Annotated in this window: 12 protein-coding genes; 6 read left to right on the forward strand and 6 right to left on the reverse strand. The window is 69.6% G+C overall.

Annotated elements, in window-relative coordinates; translation table 11 throughout:
- Positions 1-43: 43 nt before the first annotated feature.
- From ACZ5PP_RS00210 to ACZ5PP_RS00220, 3 genes are read left to right on the forward strand one after another with little or no spacing between them, the layout of a single operon-like run.
- Complete coding sequence (locus ACZ5PP_RS00210; protein WP_004303507.1) at positions 44-877, forward strand: (Fe-S)-binding protein; 834 nt, start codon at positions 44-46, stop codon at positions 875-877.
- Positions 874-2,313 (forward strand): LutB/LldF family L-lactate oxidation iron-sulfur protein, encoded by a 1,440-nt coding sequence (locus ACZ5PP_RS00215; RefSeq protein ID WP_004303506.1) that lies wholly within the window; start codon positions 874-876, stop codon positions 2,311-2,313. The genes ACZ5PP_RS00210 and ACZ5PP_RS00215 overlap by 4 nt, the downstream gene beginning before the upstream one ends.
- A 23-nt stretch (positions 2,314-2,336) precedes the next feature.
- Positions 2,337-3,008: a LutC/YkgG family protein gene (locus tag ACZ5PP_RS00220; protein WP_004303504.1), complete on the forward strand. Its 672-nt coding sequence runs from the start codon at positions 2,337-2,339 to the stop codon at positions 3,006-3,008.
- A gap of 422 nt (positions 3,009-3,430) precedes the next feature.
- Here the strand turns inward: ACZ5PP_RS00220 and ACZ5PP_RS00225 are convergent, their stop codons facing one another.
- From ACZ5PP_RS00225 to ACZ5PP_RS00240, 4 genes are all read right to left on the reverse strand, one after another.
- On the reverse strand, positions 3,431-6,136 hold the full coding sequence (locus ACZ5PP_RS00225) for a bifunctional acetate--CoA ligase family protein/GNAT family N-acetyltransferase (protein ID WP_374615909.1): 2,706 nt from the start codon (positions 6,134-6,136) through the stop codon (positions 3,431-3,433).
- 140 nt (positions 6,137-6,276) lie between these two features.
- Positions 6,277-6,981 (reverse strand): bifunctional 2-polyprenyl-6-hydroxyphenol methylase/3-demethylubiquinol 3-O-methyltransferase UbiG, encoded by a 705-nt coding sequence (gene ubiG / locus ACZ5PP_RS00230; RefSeq protein ID WP_004303501.1) that lies wholly within the window; start codon positions 6,979-6,981, stop codon positions 6,277-6,279.
- Between the two features lie 107 nt (positions 6,982-7,088).
- Positions 7,089-7,787: an OmpA family protein gene (locus ACZ5PP_RS00235; RefSeq protein ID WP_004303499.1), complete on the reverse strand. Its 699-nt coding sequence runs from the start codon at positions 7,785-7,787 to the stop codon at positions 7,089-7,091.
- A 100-nt stretch (positions 7,788-7,887) separates the two neighbouring features.
- Positions 7,888-9,207 carry a TRZ/ATZ family hydrolase gene (locus ACZ5PP_RS00240; RefSeq protein WP_004303498.1) on the reverse strand — a complete coding sequence of 440 codons (1,320 nt, stop codon included), beginning with the start codon at positions 9,205-9,207 and terminating at the stop codon, positions 7,888-7,890.
- A 167-nt stretch (positions 9,208-9,374) separates the two neighbouring features.
- Between ACZ5PP_RS00240 and ACZ5PP_RS00245 the strand changes: the two genes are divergently transcribed.
- The gene (locus ACZ5PP_RS00245; RefSeq protein ID WP_012585161.1) at positions 9,375-10,739 is read left to right on the forward strand and encodes a serine/threonine protein kinase; all 1,365 of its coding nucleotides are present in this window, start codon (positions 9,375-9,377) and stop codon (positions 10,737-10,739) included.
- Between the two features lie 87 nt (positions 10,740-10,826).
- On the opposite strand, the gene hemH is transcribed toward ACZ5PP_RS00245, so the two are convergent.
- Together hemH and hrcA are read right to left on the reverse strand one after the other, a co-directional pair.
- Entirely contained in the window at positions 10,827-11,924 is a 1,098-nt protein-coding gene (gene hemH / locus ACZ5PP_RS00250; RefSeq protein ID WP_012585162.1) for a ferrochelatase, read from the reverse strand.
- 51 nt (positions 11,925-11,975) lie between these two features.
- The gene (gene hrcA, locus ACZ5PP_RS00255) at positions 11,976-13,004 is read right to left on the reverse strand and encodes a heat-inducible transcriptional repressor HrcA (RefSeq protein WP_004303494.1); all 1,029 of its coding nucleotides are present in this window, start codon (positions 13,002-13,004) and stop codon (positions 11,976-11,978) included.
- Between the two features lie 119 nt (positions 13,005-13,123).
- On the opposite strand from hrcA, the gene ACZ5PP_RS00260 reads away from it, so the two are divergent.
- Positions 13,124-14,005, forward strand: a complete 882-nt coding sequence (locus tag ACZ5PP_RS00260; RefSeq protein ID WP_004303492.1) for an NAD kinase — start codon at positions 13,124-13,126, stop codon at positions 14,003-14,005.
- Between the two features lie 82 nt (positions 14,006-14,087).
- The gene (gene recN, locus ACZ5PP_RS00265) at positions 14,088-15,743 is read left to right on the forward strand and encodes a DNA repair protein RecN (protein ID WP_012585163.1); all 1,656 of its coding nucleotides are present in this window, start codon (positions 14,088-14,090) and stop codon (positions 15,741-15,743) included.
- Positions 15,744-15,809: the final 66 nt, after the last annotated feature.

The following is a 15,809-nucleotide window of genomic DNA, read 5'->3' on the forward strand; positions in this document are numbered from 1 at the left end:
CTGCATCGCACTTCAGAACGATGAAATTCCGGAGCCGAAGCGCATGAGTCCTCTGTCCTCCGCACCCGCCAACGCCACACGTGTCGCGCCGCCGCTCGAGGCCGCGCGCAGCTATCCGGCCAAGCCGGCCGACGTGTACCTGTTCGGCACCTGCGTGATCGACGTGTTCTTTCCCGGTGCCGGGATGGACGCGATCCGCCTGCTCGAACGCGAGGGCATCCGGGTGCATTTTCCGCAGGCGCAGAGCTGCTGCGGGCAGCCGGCCTACACCTCGGGTTATACCGACGAGGCGCGCGAGGTGGCGCGCGCGCAGCTCGCGCTCTTCGCCGGCGACTGGCCGGTGGTGATCCCGTCGGGCTCGTGCGCCGGCATGTTCCGCCATCACTACTTCGAGCTCTTCAAGGACGAGCCGGAGACGCTGCAGCAGGTCGCGTCGCTGTCCGCGCGCACCTTCGAGCTCGCCGAGTTCCTGCTGGAGGTGTGCAAGGTCCGCTTCGAGCACACCGGCGCGCCGGTCAGGCTCGCGTTGCACACGTCCTGTTCGGCGCGACGCGAGATGAACACCCACCTGCATGGCCGCGCGCTGCTCGCGCAGCTGGCGGGGGTCGAGCGCGTCGAGCACGACCACGAGAGCGAGTGCTGCGGCTTCGGCGGCAGCTTCAGCGTGCGCATGCCCGAGATCTCGGGCGCCATGGTGCAGGACAAGACCGCCGCGCTGAAGGGTTCGGGCGCGGCCGAGGTGGTGAGCGCGGACTGTGGCTGCCTGCTCAACATCAACGGCTGCTTCGAGAAGCAGGGCGACACGCTTCGGGGCGAGCACCTGGCGAGCTTCCTGCTGCGCCGCACGACTTCCGCGAGCACGGGAGGGGTGCGATGAGCCACGTCGCCGACACCCCCGCGCAGCCGATCGCCTTCACCCGCAACGCGCGCGAGGCGCTCGCCGACGCGCAGCTGCGGCGCAACTTCCGCGGCGCCATGGATGCGCTGATGGACAAGCGCCGCAACCAGTTTCCCGACGGCGACGAGCTCGAGCGCCTGCGCGCCTTCGGCAACCGCGTGCGGGCGCGCGCGCTGTCCAAGCTGCCCGATCTGCTCGAGCGCCTCGAGGCCAATCTCGTCCGCAATGGTGTGCAGGTGCACTGGGCGGAGACGGTGGAGGAGGCCAACGCCATCGTGCATGGCATCGCCGAGCGCCACGCGGCGAGGAAGGTGATCAAAGGCAAGTCGATGGTGTCCGAGGAAATGGAGATGAACCATTACCTCGGTGCGCGCGGCGTCGACTGCCTCGAATCCGACATGGGCGAGTTCATCGTGCAGCTGCGCGCGGAGAAGCCCTCGCACATCATCATGCCGGCGATCCACCTCAACGCCGGCCAGGTCGCGAAGCTGTTCCACGACAAGCTCGCGGTCGAGTACACCGAGGACGTCGATCGCCTCATCCAGATCGGCCGCGAGACCTTGCGGCGCAACTTCTTCGAGGCCGACATCGGCGTCTCGGGGGTGAACTTCGCGATCGCCGAGACCGGCACGCTGCTGCTGGTGGAAAACGAGGGCAACGGCCGCATGTCGACCACGGTGCCGCCGGTGCACATCGCCGTCACCGGCATCGAGAAGGTGGTCGAGAACCTGCGCGACGTGATCCCGCTGCTGTCGCTGCTGACGCGCTCGGCCACCGGCCAGCCGATCACCACCTACGTCAACATGATCTCCGGCCCGCGCAAGGCCGACGAGCTCGACGGCCCGCAGGAAGTCCACCTGGTCCTGCTCGACAACGGCCGCAGCCAGGCCTTCGCGGACGGCGAGCTGCGCCAGACGCTGAACTGCATCCGCTGCGGCGCGTGCATGAACCACTGCCCGGTGTATACGCGGATCGGCGGCCACGCGTACGGCACGGTGTATCCCGGGCCGATCGGCAAGATCGTCACCCCGCACATGCTCGGCCTGGAGACCACCCGCGACCTGCCCACGGCCTCGTCGATGTGCGGCGCCTGCGGCGAGGTGTGCCCGGTGAAGATCCCCATCCCGTCCCTGCTGCGCCGCCTGCGCGAGGAGGCGGTGCGTGCGCCCGCGGCCGAGCCGCATCACGTGCGCGGGCAGGGCGCCAAGCACTCCAGGAAGGAGACCCTGGTGTGGAGGGCGTGGCGCACGCTCAACACCTCTCCGGGCCTGTACCGCGCGGCGATGTACGCGGGCACCCGCCTGCGCGGGCTGATGCCGGCCGACATCGGGCCGTGGACGCGCTACCGCAGCGCGCCGAAACCGGCCGCGCGCAGCCTGCACGAGCTCGCCCGCGAGCATCTGGGCGAGCAATGAACGACGCCAGGAGCGAACCCCGAATGAATGCGAAAGAACGGATCCTCGGCAAGCTGCGCGCCAGCCTCGCGGGGACGACCCCGGTCGCCGACGACTACGACATCGGCCTGGTCACCGATCCCTGGCGCTATGCGGCGGACGAGCGCATCGCGCGCCTGCGCCGCATGCTCGAGGCGGTGCATGGCGAGACGCTCGTCACCACGGTGGCGCAGTGGCCGCAGCGCGTGCTGGAGGCGCTCGCCGCGCGCGGCATCGACGAGCTGCTGGTTTCGCCTGCCACCGTGCACGGCCGCCGCCTGGCGGAGCACGTGCGTGCACAGGATGCGGCGCTGCGCCTGAAGGGCTACGAGAACCCGGTGGAGGCCTGGAAGGACGAGCTCTTCTTCCATACGCCCGCCAGCCTTACCGGCACGCTCGGCGGCATCGCCGCCACCGGCAGCCTGGTGCTGTGGCCGAGCCCGCAGGAGCCGCGCCTGATGAGCCTGGTGCCGCCGCTGCACATCGCGCTGCTGAACGCGAGCGAGGTGCGCGACAACCTCTTCGAGCTCATGCACGCGCAGCGCTGGACCGACGGCCTGCCGACCAACGCGCTGTTGGTGTCGGGACCGTCCAAGACGGCCGACATCCAGCAGACGCTGGCGTACGGTGCGCACGGGCCGAAGGAGCTGCTGGTGCTGGTGATCGAGGACGCCTGAGCGCGGCGCGGATCGTGGGCGCGCCCGGCCGTGCCGACGATCCGCGCCGTGGCTTGCCGGAGCGGCGGAATCGCGACTCGCGTCGCTCCTACCGCGCGGCTCCGGCGATGCGGAGGTGTTTCCGCGGGTCCGTCCAGGCGCGATCGTGGCGACCGGTCCCTCGCCACGCACCCCGCACCCGCAGCCGCTTCCGTAGGAGCGACGCAAGTCGCGATGTCCGAGACCGGTCCCTCGCCGCGCACCCAAACCCGCAGCTTCTTCCGTAGGAGCGACGCAAGTCGCGATCTCAGGGGCCGTTCCATCGCCGCGCACCCCGCACCCGCAGCTTCTTCTGTAGGAGCGACGCAAGTCGCGATCGCGGCGACCGCGTGTCCGCACCCCGCCGCCTCATGAGTCGCTGCTCGCGCCTCCGTCGACTCGCCTTACCCCTCCGATGGTGGTCGGAGCTCGAAGCTCGCCCGCACCACCCCCGGCTCCTCCGAGGCCTTGAGCTTGAAGCCGAGGTGCTTCAGCAGGCCGAGCATCGGTTCGTTCTCGCCCATCACCTCGCCCACGAGGCGCTGGATGCCGATCTCGCGCGCGTAGCGCACCAGCTTGTCCATGAGGATCGAGCCCAGGCGCTGGCGCTTGAGGTCGGAACGGATGACGAGGGCGAACTCGGCGGTGTGGTTGTCCGGATCGGCCACCGCCCGCGAAACGCCCAGGGTCTCGGGCTTGCCGTCGGGGCCGGTCGCGGTGGCGATGAAGGCCATCTCGCGGTCGTAGTCGATCTGCGTCAGGCGCGCCATCTCGCGACGGGGGAACTCGGGGATGTAGTTGAAGAAGCGATAGATGAAGTCCTCGCGGGTGAGCCGCGACAGGAAGGCGTAGTGCGCCGGCTCGTCCTCGGGGCGGATCGGGCGCAGCAGGATCGGGCGGCCGTCGCGCAGCCGAGAGGGCTCCTCGAGCGCCTTCGGGTAGGGCTGGATCGCCAGCCGGTGCTCGTGGGCGGTGGCCGGACGCAGGCGCATGTGGGCGTCGAGCGCCTGCACGCCGTGCTCGTCGACGAACACCGGGTTGATGTCCATCTCGTGGATCTCGGGATGGTCGACGACGATCTGCGAGACCTTGGTGAGGGTGAGCGCGAGCGCGTCGCGGTCGGCCGCGGGGAGGTGGCCGCGCGCCTCGAGCAGCGCTGCCGCCTTGCTGCGGGTGATGAGGTCGTCGGCGAGCGGCTTGTTGAGCGGCGGCAGGCCGACCGCGAGGCCACGGAAGATCTCCAGCGCGCGACCGCCTTCGCCGAACACGATCACCGGTCCGAACAGCCGGTCGGTGCTGACGCCGATCAGCAGCTGGCGCGCGTGCCCGCGCATCACCATGCGCTGCACGGTGAAGCCGCTCACCGACACCGGCGGCTCGGCGCGGCCGGCGCGCTCGATCATGCCGCGTGCAGCGACCTGGACCGCCTCGGTGCTCTCGAGGTTGAGCGCGACGCCACCGACGTCCCACTTGCGCCGGATGTCGCGCGACATCAGGGTCAAGGCCACCGGCAGGCCGATGCGGCCGGCGATCTGCGCGGCCTCTTCGGGGGTGGCGGCGAGGTGGGTCTGGATGACGGGCACGCCATAGGCCGCGAGGACGTCCTTGGATTCGGACTCGGTCAGGCTGGCACGCGATTGGGCGAGCGCGCCCTGGATCACCGCGCGCGCGCGCGCGGCGTCGGGCTTGAAGGCTTCGGGTTCGGAGGTCGGCACCTCCATCAGCACCTCGGAGGCGATGCGGTGGCGGTGCATGTGCAGGAAGGCGCTGGCCGCGTGCTCGGGCGAGTCGAAGGTGGCGATGCCGGCGTTGATGAAGAGGTTGCGCTCTTTCTCCACGCTCTCGTCGCCCACCCAGCAGGTCATCAGGTTGATGCCGGTCTCGCGTGCGGTGGCGATGACCTGCTGCGCGGTGTCGATGCTGCTGGAGAGCGCGTTCGGGGTGTGGATCAGCAGCACGGCGTCGCCGTCGCGCTCTTCCTGCAGGATCTTGAGCAGGCGCTCGTAGCAGGCCGGCTCGGAGTCGACGCGGATCTCGAGCGGATTGCGTCCGTTCCAGGCCGGCGACATGAAGCGGCGCAGGCGCTCGATGGTCTGCTCCTTGAGCGCCGGCAGGCTGTAGCCGGCAAGGTAGAGGCTGTCCTCCACCATCAGGCCGGCACCGCCGCCGTTGCTCAGCACGACCAGGCGGTTGCCGCGCAGCGGGCGGGCGCGCAGCACGGTCTCGGCGGCGCCGAACATCTCCTCGAGCTGGTCCACCCGCAGGATGCCGGCGCGGCGCAGCGCCGCGTCGTGCACGTCGTCGTGGCTGACCAGGTTGGGCATCTCGAGGAAGAGCGGGTCGGAGACGCCCATCAGCGGGTTGTCGGGCGAGCGTCCGGCCTTGATCGCGATCACCGGTTTGTTGCGCGCGGCGGCGCGCGCGGCCGACATGAAGGCGCGGCGATCCTGGATGGATTCGATGTAGAGCAGGATCGCGCGCGTGCCCGAGTCGGCGGCGAGGAAGTCGAGCACCTCGCCGAAGCCGATGTCCAGGCTGTCGCCGAGCGAGACGAAGTGCGAGAAGCCGACCTTCTTGCGCAGCGCCCAGTCGAGCACCATGGTGCCGACCGTGTCGCGCTGGGAGACGAAGCCGAGCTTGCCGGGGCGCGCGGCGATCTGCGAGAAGGTCGCGTTGAGCCCGAGTCCGGGTACCAGGATGCCCAGCGTGCCGCCACCGAGCAGGCGCATCTCGTAGCGGCGGGTGATCTCGAGGATGCTGCGCTCGATCGGACGGCCGTCGGCGCCGAGCGTGGTGTCGAGCTGGTTGGCCATCACCATCACGGCACGCGCGCCGCGTTCGCCGAGCTCCTCCACCAGGCGGGGCACGAGCGGCGCGGGGGTGCAGATGATCGCCAGGTCGGGCGTCTGCGGCAGCGCGGCGATGCTCGGGTAGGTGAGCACGCCCGCCACCGAGGTGCGGCGGGGATTGACCGGCATGATCGGGCCGGCGAACTGGCCCGAAAGCAGGTTGCGCATGAGCACGTTGCCCATGCGGCGCTCGCGCGCGCTTGCGCCGATCACGGCGATCGAGCGTGGATTGAACAGGCTTTTCAGGTGGCGGAAGCTCATCGCCTTGCTCCCCGGGGAGGAATCGCTCGTCTGCAGTTTAATGCATGCCTGCCGCACATGCATGAACTGAATTGCGGCCGGGTCGAGCGGCCCGCCAGCGCCCGGTTCTCCGCGTCGAACTCGAGCTGTCCGGACGAGGTTCAGCCGGCGGCGACGGTGTGCATCAGATAGTTTACGTCCGTGTCGCGGCCGAGCGAGTAGGTCTTGGCGAGCGGGTTGTAGGACAGGCCGATGATCTCCTGCACGTCCAGGTGCGCATTGCGGCAATGGCGGCTGAGTTCGGAGGGCTTGATGAAGCGGGCGTACTCGTGGGTGCCGGCCGGGAGCAACTTGAGCAGGTATTCGGCGCCGACGATCGCGAACAGGTAGGACTTCGGATTGCGGTTGAGCGTGGACAGGAAGACGTGGCCGCCGGGTTTTACCAGCCGGGCGCAAGCGGTGACGATGCTGGCCGGATCGGGGACGTGCTCGAGCATTTCCATGCAGGTGACGACGTCGAAGCGGCCGGGCGATTCCTCGGCGAGCGCCTCTGCGCTCATGTGGCGGTAGTCGACCTTGTGGCCGCTCTCGAAAAGGTGCAGGCGGGCGACGCTGAGCGCCTTCTCGGATAGGTCGATGCCGGTCACCTCGGCGCCGAGCGCGGCCATGCCCTCGGCGAGGATGCCGCCGCCGCAGCCGATGTCGAGCACCTTCTTGCCGGCGAGCGCGGCCTTGCCGTCGATCCAGCCCAGGCGCAGCGGGTTGATCTCGTGCAGCGGACGGAACTCGGAGGCGGGGTCCCACCAGCGGTGGGCGAGGTCGCTGAATTTCTGCAGTTCGGCGGGATCGGCGTTGACGGTGTTCATGGCGTTCGAGGGTCCTTGCTTGCACGCACGGGCACCGGGTGCGCGCGCGCCCGGCACAAACGAAAAAGCCCCGCCGAGGCAGGGCTTTCGGGTTACCGACTCCGGAATTACTTGGAGCCGATGACTTCCACTTCGACGCGACGATCCGGCTGCAGGCAGGAGATCTGCGCGGCGCGGCCACCGACCTTGTCGCACTTGTTGCCGGTCACGGGCTGGGTTTCGCCCTTGCCTTCGGTGTAGACGCGGTTGGCATCGACGCCCTTCGAGACCAGGTAGGTCTTGACGGCGGCGGCGCGACGCTCGGACAGGCGCTGGTTGTAGGTGTTGGAACCCAGGCGGTCGGTGTGGCCGACGGCGAGGATCACTTCCAGCTTGAGCGACTTGGCCTGGGCGGCGAGTTGGTCGAGCTTGGCCTTGCCTTCAGCCTTCAGGACGGCCTTGTCGAAGTCGAACAGGGCGTCGGCCGACAGCTTGACCTTGTCGGCGGTGGGCTTCGGACCCGGAGCCGCGGCAGCAGCCTTCACGGTGCACTTGTCGGCGGGGACGATGTCCTTGTCGCAAGCGCAGCCGACCGGCAGGTCGCCGGCGAGGGCGGTCGAGGCGGCGGCGGGGCTCCAGTAGCCGGTGCGCCAGCACAGGCCGGTGCCGCTGCGAGCGACGACGTTGCGCGCGTCGATCACGTAGGGGATTTCACCCTTGCCGGCGACGACGACGTCGCTGACCTGAGCGAAAGCGCTCGGGGCGGACAGGCCGATCGAGGCGATGGCGGCCAGCATGAGCATCTGCTTCTTGGATTGTTTGATCATGGTTTCCTCTTTGAAGGGCGAGTCGCCGGAATTGCCACTGAACGAAATGAAGACTGGCGAATCTGCCGTCTTCGTGTCGGTTTGTACCAGTATATCCAGTTCAATTACCGAGCTTAGTTTGCCACATCGACACGAGCCGGAGCAATTCGGTGTCGTTAATATGCAACAGCGAGACGCCTTTGTCCACGCGGGTTTCGCCGTCGATCCATACGTGGGAGACGTTTTCGCGACCGCATACGTAGACGAGATGCGACACCGGATCGAAGCAGGGCCGGCATTGCGGTGCGGAAAGGTCGAGTGCGCAAAGATCGGCGCATTTGCCTTTTTCGATCGAGCCGATGCGATCGTCCATGCCCAATGCGCGCGCGCCCCCGAGCGTGGCCATGCGCAAGGCGGCATGCGCCGGTACCGCGGTGGCGTCCAGGCTGCCGACCTTGGCGAGCAGCGCGGCGTGGCGCATCTCCTGGAGCAGGTCGAGGCGGTTGTTGCTCGCCGCGCCGTCCGTGCCGAGGCCGACCGGGACGCCGGCGGCGAGCAGGCGCGGCACCGGCGCGATGCCGCTGGCGAGCTTCATGTTCGAGGTGGGGCAGTGCGCGACGCTGCAGCCGTGGCGGGCGAGCAGTTCGATGTCGGCCTCGTCCAGATGCACCGCATGGACGCCGATCAGATTGCTGCCGAGCACGCCGAGGCGCGCGAGGCGAGCGAGCGGCCGGCAGCCGTGGACGGCGAGGGAGTCGGCGATCTCTTGTGCGGTCTCGTGGATGTGCACATGGATCGGCAGGCCGAGTTCGTCCGCGAGGGTCTGCACCTGGTGGAAGCTGTCGTCCGAGACGGTGTAGGGCGCGTGCGGGGCGATCGAGAAGCCGAGCCGCGGGTGGCCCTGCCAGCGGTCGCGGGCGGCCAGGCCCTTGCGCAGGTAGTCCTCGGGGTCGCTCGCGTACGAGGTGGGGAATTCCAGCACGACCGCGCCGACCACCGCGCGCATGCCCGCGGCGGCGAAGGCTTCCGCCGCCGCCTCGGGGTGGAAGTACATGTCGCTGCAGGTGGTGATGCCGCCACGGATCATCTCGGCCGCGGCGAGCAGGGTGCCGTCGCGCACGAAGGCGGCGGAAACGTGACGGCTCTCGGCCGGCCAGATCGCCTCCTCCAGCCAGCGCATCAGTGGCAGGTCGTCGGCGATGCCGCGCAGCAGGCTCATCGCGGCGTGGGTGTGCAGGTTCACCAGGCCGGGGATCAGCAGGTGCCGCGGCAGCTCGACCACCTCGTCCGCGACGTAGCGCGTGCGCGCCTCGTCCTGGCCGAGAAGGTCGACGATGCGTCCGCCGCGGATCGCCACCGCGTGGTCGGCGAGCACAGCGTCGCGCGGTTCGACGGGGACGATCCAGCGGGCGTTGATCAGCAGGTCTACGGCTTCGCTCAAGGCGGCTCCTGGCGGGCAGTTGCGGGGAGAGCCTCATTCAAGCATGCGCGGCCCGGGCGGACAATCCCGCGCCGCTGCGGGTGTGGAGGCGCACGCCGGCACCGGATCGTGCAACAATCGCGCCGAAGCCCGCCGGCCGCGCGGGCGCCCCCGCCCTGCAAGACAGCATGAACCGGATTCCCGAACGCATCGGCAAGTACAGGATCATCAAGGAGATCGGCCGCGGCGCGACCGCGGTGGTCTATCTCGCCGAGACCCCGGACTACCCCGAGCCGGTGGCGCTCAAGCACGTGCGCTTCGACGACAAGGCGCGCGACGAGGCGAAGTGGAACCGCCGCCTGATCAAGCTGCTGAAGGCCGAGCGCGTGGTGTCGGGCCGCCTCGACCACCCCAATATCATCCGTATCCACGATGCCTCGATCGAGCCCGACGAGGCCTACGTGGTGATGGAGTACTTCCCGGGCGGCTCGCTGGAGCGCTACTGCAGCTTCCAGAACCTGCTGCCCATCCATCGCACGATCGGGATCGTGTTCAAGTGCTGCATGGCGCTCGACCACGCTTACCGCCAGGGCATCGTGCACCGCGACATCAAGCCGGCGAACATCCTGGTCGACGAGCAGGACAACGTGAAGATCACCGACTTCGGCCTCGCGCTCAACATCAACAAGAAGCTCGACACCGACTCGACCTTCATCATGGGCGTAGGCTCCCCGGCCTACATGAGCCCGGAGCAGATCAAGGGCTATCCGCTCAACCAGAAGACCGACCTGTATTCGCTCGGCGTGCTGCTGTTCCACATGCTGACCGGGCGGCTGCCCTTCCGCGCGAGCAATCCGGCGCAGCTCGTCTATAAGATCATCAACGCCGATCCGCCCTCGGTCTCGCAGCTCAACCCGGACGTGCCCGAGCAGATGGACGCGGTAATCCGCAAGGCGCTCGAGAAGGACCTCTACTCGCGCTACCGCAACGGCGCGGAGTTCGCCAAGGACCTCGCCGCGGTCCGCTACCAGATCCTCGACGAAGGTCACGTGCACCACGACGCCGAGCGCTTCGCGCGCCTGCGCAAACTGGCCTTCTTCACCGAGTTCGAGGACGTGGATCTGTGGGAGGTGATGCGGATCTGCGCCTGGCGCAAGGTCGGCAGTGACCTCGGCCTGATGCGCGAGGGCGACCTCGATCAGCGCTTCGGGATCGTGCTCGAGGGCAAGGTCGAGCTCTCCATCGGCGGGCGGCGGGTGCTGGAGGTGGGGCCGGGCGAGGTTTTCGGCGAGCAGGCCTGGCTCGACCAGCTCGAGCACAAGCAGCTGCTGAGCGCGGTGTCGCTCGACGAGCTCAGCTATCTCGAAGTCAACCCCGCCGCGCTCGCGCTTGCGAGCGAGGAAGTGCTGGAGCGCTTCCGTCGCCAGCTTGGCACCGTCGCCGTGCGCCGGCTTGCGGCGGTGTCGCGCCAGGCGGCCGAGCACGCCCCCGCGGCGGTGCGTGCGGTGCGCGCGGCGCCGGTCGTGCACGACCTGCAGATCGTCGACTACTGAATGAATTGCGGGTGGAGTCCGCCCGCACCCGCCTGAATCCCTCCGAGCCGGGCTGTTTCGGCCAGCCCGTGCGGGCGGGCATCGCTGCTACTGCCCGGCGCCGAGCGTGCGTGCGCGCTCGAGTGCGGCGCTGCGCGCGGCGGCGTCCGGCGCGGCGATCTCCAGCCAGTTGCCCAGGTGCTTGCGCACCAGCGCGGCCAGCGCCTTGATCCAGGCGTCGCGCTCGTTCAGGCAGGGGATGTAGTGGAAGGCCTGGCCGCCCTTCTCCAGGAAGGCTTCCTTGCACTCGAGCGCGATCTCCTCCAGCGTCTCCAGGCAGTCCGCGACGAAGCCCGGGCACATCACGTCGACGCGGCGCACGCCCTCGGCGGCGAGCTGTTCCAGGGTGGGCTGGGTGTAGGGCTTGAGCCATTCTGCCTTGCCGAAGCGCGACTGGAACGTGACCAGTACGCGCTCGCGTGCCACGCCGAGGCCTTCGGCGACGAGGCGGCCGGTCTTGTGGCACTCGCAGTGATAGGGGTCGCCGAGATCGAGCGAGCGCCGCGGCACGCCGTGGAAGCTCAGCAGCAGGCGCTCGGGCTCGCCGTTGGCCGCCCAGTGCTCGCGCACGCTCTTCACCAGCGCATCGATGTAGCCAGGGTCGTCGTGGAAATTGCGCACGAAGCGCATCTCGGGCTGGTTGCGCCAGCGCGCCAGGCTGCGGCCGACCTCGTCGACCACGGTGGCGGTGGTGCTCGCGGAATACTGCGGGTACATCGGCACCACCAGGATGCGGGTGCAGCCGCGCGCGCGCATCGCGTCCAGGGTGTCGCCGATCGCGGGTGCGCCGTAGCGCATCGCGTAATCGATGTCGAGCCCGTCGTAGCCGTCCTTGGCGAGATAGCCGGCGAGCAGCTTGGTCTGACGTACGGTGTGCACCAGCAGCGGTGAGCCCTCGTCGGTCCAGATGCTGGCGTATTTCTGTGCCGAGGCCTTGGGCCGCGTGTTGAGGATGATGCCGTTGAGGATCGGCCACCACACCAGGCGCGGGATCTCGACCACGCGCGGGTCGGAAAGGAACTGCTTGAGGTAGGGACGCAGCGCGGCGGCGGTGGGGGCGGCGGGGGTGCCCAGGTTGACCAGCAGCACGCCGGTGCGCGGCGTGCTGTCGTGACGGTGGATCGGTTCGGGCCGGTAACGGGGCATCGTGGTCCTCGGGTGGGGGCGTGCGCACGGCAAGGCAGGCGCACGCCGGAATCAGTGCTTGGAGGAGAGGGCGTTCGAGAGCAGCCGGGCGGTGATGTCGACGATCGGGATCACGCGGTCGTAGGCCATGCGGGTGGGGCCGATGACACCGAGCGAGCCGACCACCTGGCCGTCGACCTCGTAGGGCGCGGTGATCACGCTGCAGCCGTCGAGCGGGGCGAGGCCGGATTCGCCACCGATGAAGATCTGCACGCCCTCGGCGCGGTTGGACAGGTCGAGCAGCTGGAGCAGGCCGGTGCGCTGCTCGAAGAGCCTGAAGAGCTCGCGCAGCTGCGACATGTTGCTCGACAGGTCCTCGACGTCGAGCAGCTTGGTTTCGCCCGAAAGTACGTAGCTCGCCGCGTTGTCTTCGGCGGCTTCCGAGCCGGCGTCGACGGTCGCGGTCATCAGTTCGCTCATGTCGCTGCGCAGCTGGCGCAGCTCGTCGCCGAGGCGGCGGCGGATCTCCTCGAAGGACAGGCCGGCGAAGTGCTCGTTGAGGTAGGCGGCAGCGCCGTTTAGCTCGGTCGGCGTGTAGGCGCGCCGGGTGATCAGCAGGCGGTTCTGCACGTCGCCGCCGGTGGTGACGATGATCAGCAGGATGCGATTTTCGGCCAGGCTGATGAACTCGAACTGGCGGATGCGCACCGCGTCCTTGCGCGGTGCCACCACCACGCCGGCGAACTGGGTGAGTTCGGAGAGCAGGTGCGAGGCCGAGCTGATCAGGCGCTGCGGCTGGTTGGGCAGCAGCTGGCCTTCGAGGGCGCGCACGCGGGCGTTCTCGAGCGGCTGCACGGTGAGCAGCGAGTCGACAAAGAAACGATAGCCGAGCGCGGTCGGGATGCGGCCTGCCGAGGTGTGCGGGCTGGCGATGAAGCCCATCTCCTCGAGGTCGCTCATCACGTTGCGCACCGTCGCCGGCGACAGCTCCAGACCGGAATAGCGCGACAGCGCGCGCGAGCCGACCGGCTGGCCGTCCGCGATGTGGCGTTCGATCAGGGTCTTGAGGAGGATCTGGGAGCGTGCGTCGAGCGGATTCATGGCTGCCTGGAGTCGAGAGGCCGATTCTATTGAAGCACGCCCGCGCTGGCCACTGCGGGCCACCGCGCGCGGGCGCGGCGGTGTCAAGCGCGGGGACGATTGTGGTTTAATCGGCGCCCATGAGCACGCCATTCCGCACGCTTGCCCTCATCGGCAAATATCAGAGCCCCGACGTGGCCGAGTCGGTGCTGTCGATCGCCCGCTTCCTGCGCGATCGCGGCCTTGCGGTGTTGATCGAGCAGGGCACCGCGAGTTCCATCGGCGGCGCCCACGACTTCCCGGTGGCAAGCTACGAGCATATCGGCGCGAGCGCCGACCTCGCGGTGGTGATCGGCGGCGACGGCACCATGCTGCACACCGCGCGCCGGCTGATCGAGCACGGCGTCCCGCTGGTGGGCGTCAACCTCGGCCGCCTCGGCTTCCTCACGGACATCGCGCGCAGCTCGGCCACCGAGCGCCTCGCCGAGATCCTCGACGGCGCCTTCACCGCCGAGGACCGTTTCATGCTCGACGTCGAGGTGCTGCGCGGCGGCGCACGCGTGTTCCACACGCTCGCCCTCAACGACGTGGTGGTGAACAAGGGCGAGCTCGGGCGCATGATCGAGTTCGAGCTGTCGATCGACGAGGAGTTCGTCTACACCCAGCGCTCGGACGGCATGATCGTATCCACCCCCACCGGCTCGACCGCCTACGCGCTGTCGGCCAACGGCCCGATCCTGCACCCGAGCGTGGGCGGGATCGCGCTGGTGCCGCTGTGCCCGCACGCGCTCACCGCACGCCCGATCACGCTGCCCGACTCCTGCCGCATCGACATCGTGCTGCTGCCGCCGCACGACGCCCGGGTGCACTTCGATGGCCAGACCCGTTTCGACCTGCGCGCGGGCGACTGCGTGCGCATGACACGCTCGAGCCGCAGCTTGCGCCTGCTGCATCCCGAGGGCTATTCCTACTTCGCGATGCTGCGCCAGAAGCTGCACTGGAGCGCGGCGCCGAGGGTGTGAGCGCACCCGCCGCCCGATCTCCGCGCCGCCACTCCTCAGGCCCCGTCGTCCCGTCCCAACCCCACCCGCGACCGCCGCTGCCATGCTCCGCCGCCTGACCATCCGTGACTTCGTCATCGTCGATCGCCTCGACCTCGAATTCGCCGCCGGCTTCGGTGCGCTGACCGGGGAGACCGGCGCCGGCAAGTCGATCCTGCTCGATGCGCTCGGGCTCGCGCTCGGCGGGCGCGGCGAGGCAGCCATGGTGCGCAGCGGCCGCGAGCGCGCCGACGTGGCCGCCGAATTCGACCTGCCCGCCGGCGAGGGACTCGCTGCCTGGCTCGTCGAGCAGGAACTGCCCGCCGACGAGGGCATGCTGATCCTGCGCCGCACGATCGATATGGGCGGCCGCAGCCGCGCGTGGATCAACGGCGTGGCGGCCACGCTCGCTCAGCTGCGCGCCGCCGGCGAGTGGCTGGCCGACATCCATGGTCAGCACGCCCACCACGCGTTGCTGCGCACCGACGCGCAGCGTGCCCTGCTCGACGCCCAGGCGGGCGCGGGGGCGCTGGTCGCCGAGGTGGCCGCGCGCCACCGCGAGTGGCAGCGCCTGCTGCGCCTGCAGCGCGAAGCGGAGGCCGACTCGGCGAGCTCGGCGCGCGAGCGCGAGCTGCTCGCCTGGCAGCTGCGCGAGCTCGAGCAGGTCGGCTTCGACATCGAGGAATGGGCGGAGATCAATGCCGAGCACGCTCGCCTGGCCCACGCCGCGAGCCTGATCGAGGGGGCGGAGGCGGCGGTGGTGGCGCTCGGCGAGGGTGAACTTGCGGTGTGCTCCGTGCTGGGCCGCCTCGACGGCCGCATCGCCGCGCTGGCCGACTTCGACGCCGGGCTGGCGGATGTGCGCGAACTGATCTCCGCCGCCGCCATCCAGGCCGACGAGGCCCTGCACGCCCTGCGCCGCTATCGTGACCGGCTCGACCTCGATCCGGGACGTCTCGCCGAGCTCGAGCGCCGCATTGCCGCGGTCATGGAGGCGGCGCGCAAGTATCGCGTCCAGCCCGAGGAGCTGCCCGCGCTCGCGCAGCAGTGGCGCGAGCGCCTGGACACATTGGAAGCGACCGCCGATCCGGCGCGCCTTGCCGCGGCGGCGCAGGCGGCGCGGGCCGCCTTCGAGTCCGTCGCGGCCGAGCTCACCGCGGCGCGCCTCCCCGCCGCGCGCCGGCTGTCGGAGGAGATCGCCGCCGCGATGCAGGACCTGGCGATGGCGGGTGGCCGCTTCGAGGTCGCGCTCACACCTTGCGCACCCTCCGCGGCAGGCGTCGAGGAGGTGGAGTTCCGTGTTGCCGCGAATGCCGGCCAGCCGCTGCGCAGCCTCGCCAAGGTGGCTTCCGGCGGCGAACTGTCGCGCATCGGGCTGGCCATCCAGGTCATCACCAGCCGCGACAGCGCGGTGCCCACGCTGATCTTCGACGAAGTGGACGTGGGCATCGGCGGTCGCGTCGCCGAGATCGTCGGCAAGCTGCTCGCCCGCCTCGGGCAGGATCGCCAGGTGCTTTGCGTCACCCACCTGCCCCAGGTGGCGGCCTGCGCGGACTGGCAGTGGCGCATCGCCAAGCGCGAGCAGGGCGGCGAGACGCTGAGCGAGGTCGCGCCGCTCGACGACGCGGCGCGGGTGGAGGAGGTCGCGCGCATGCTCGGCGGCGTGAATATCACCGCGACCACCCGCGAACACGCGGCCGAGATGCTCGGCCGGCGCTGATTTTCGCGTCGTCCACACGCCCTCGGCGCTGGCGCGCATCCGTCGCGTTGCCTCGGTCTGGCGCGG

This window comes from Thauera sp. DNT-1 (genome assembly GCF_055393985.1).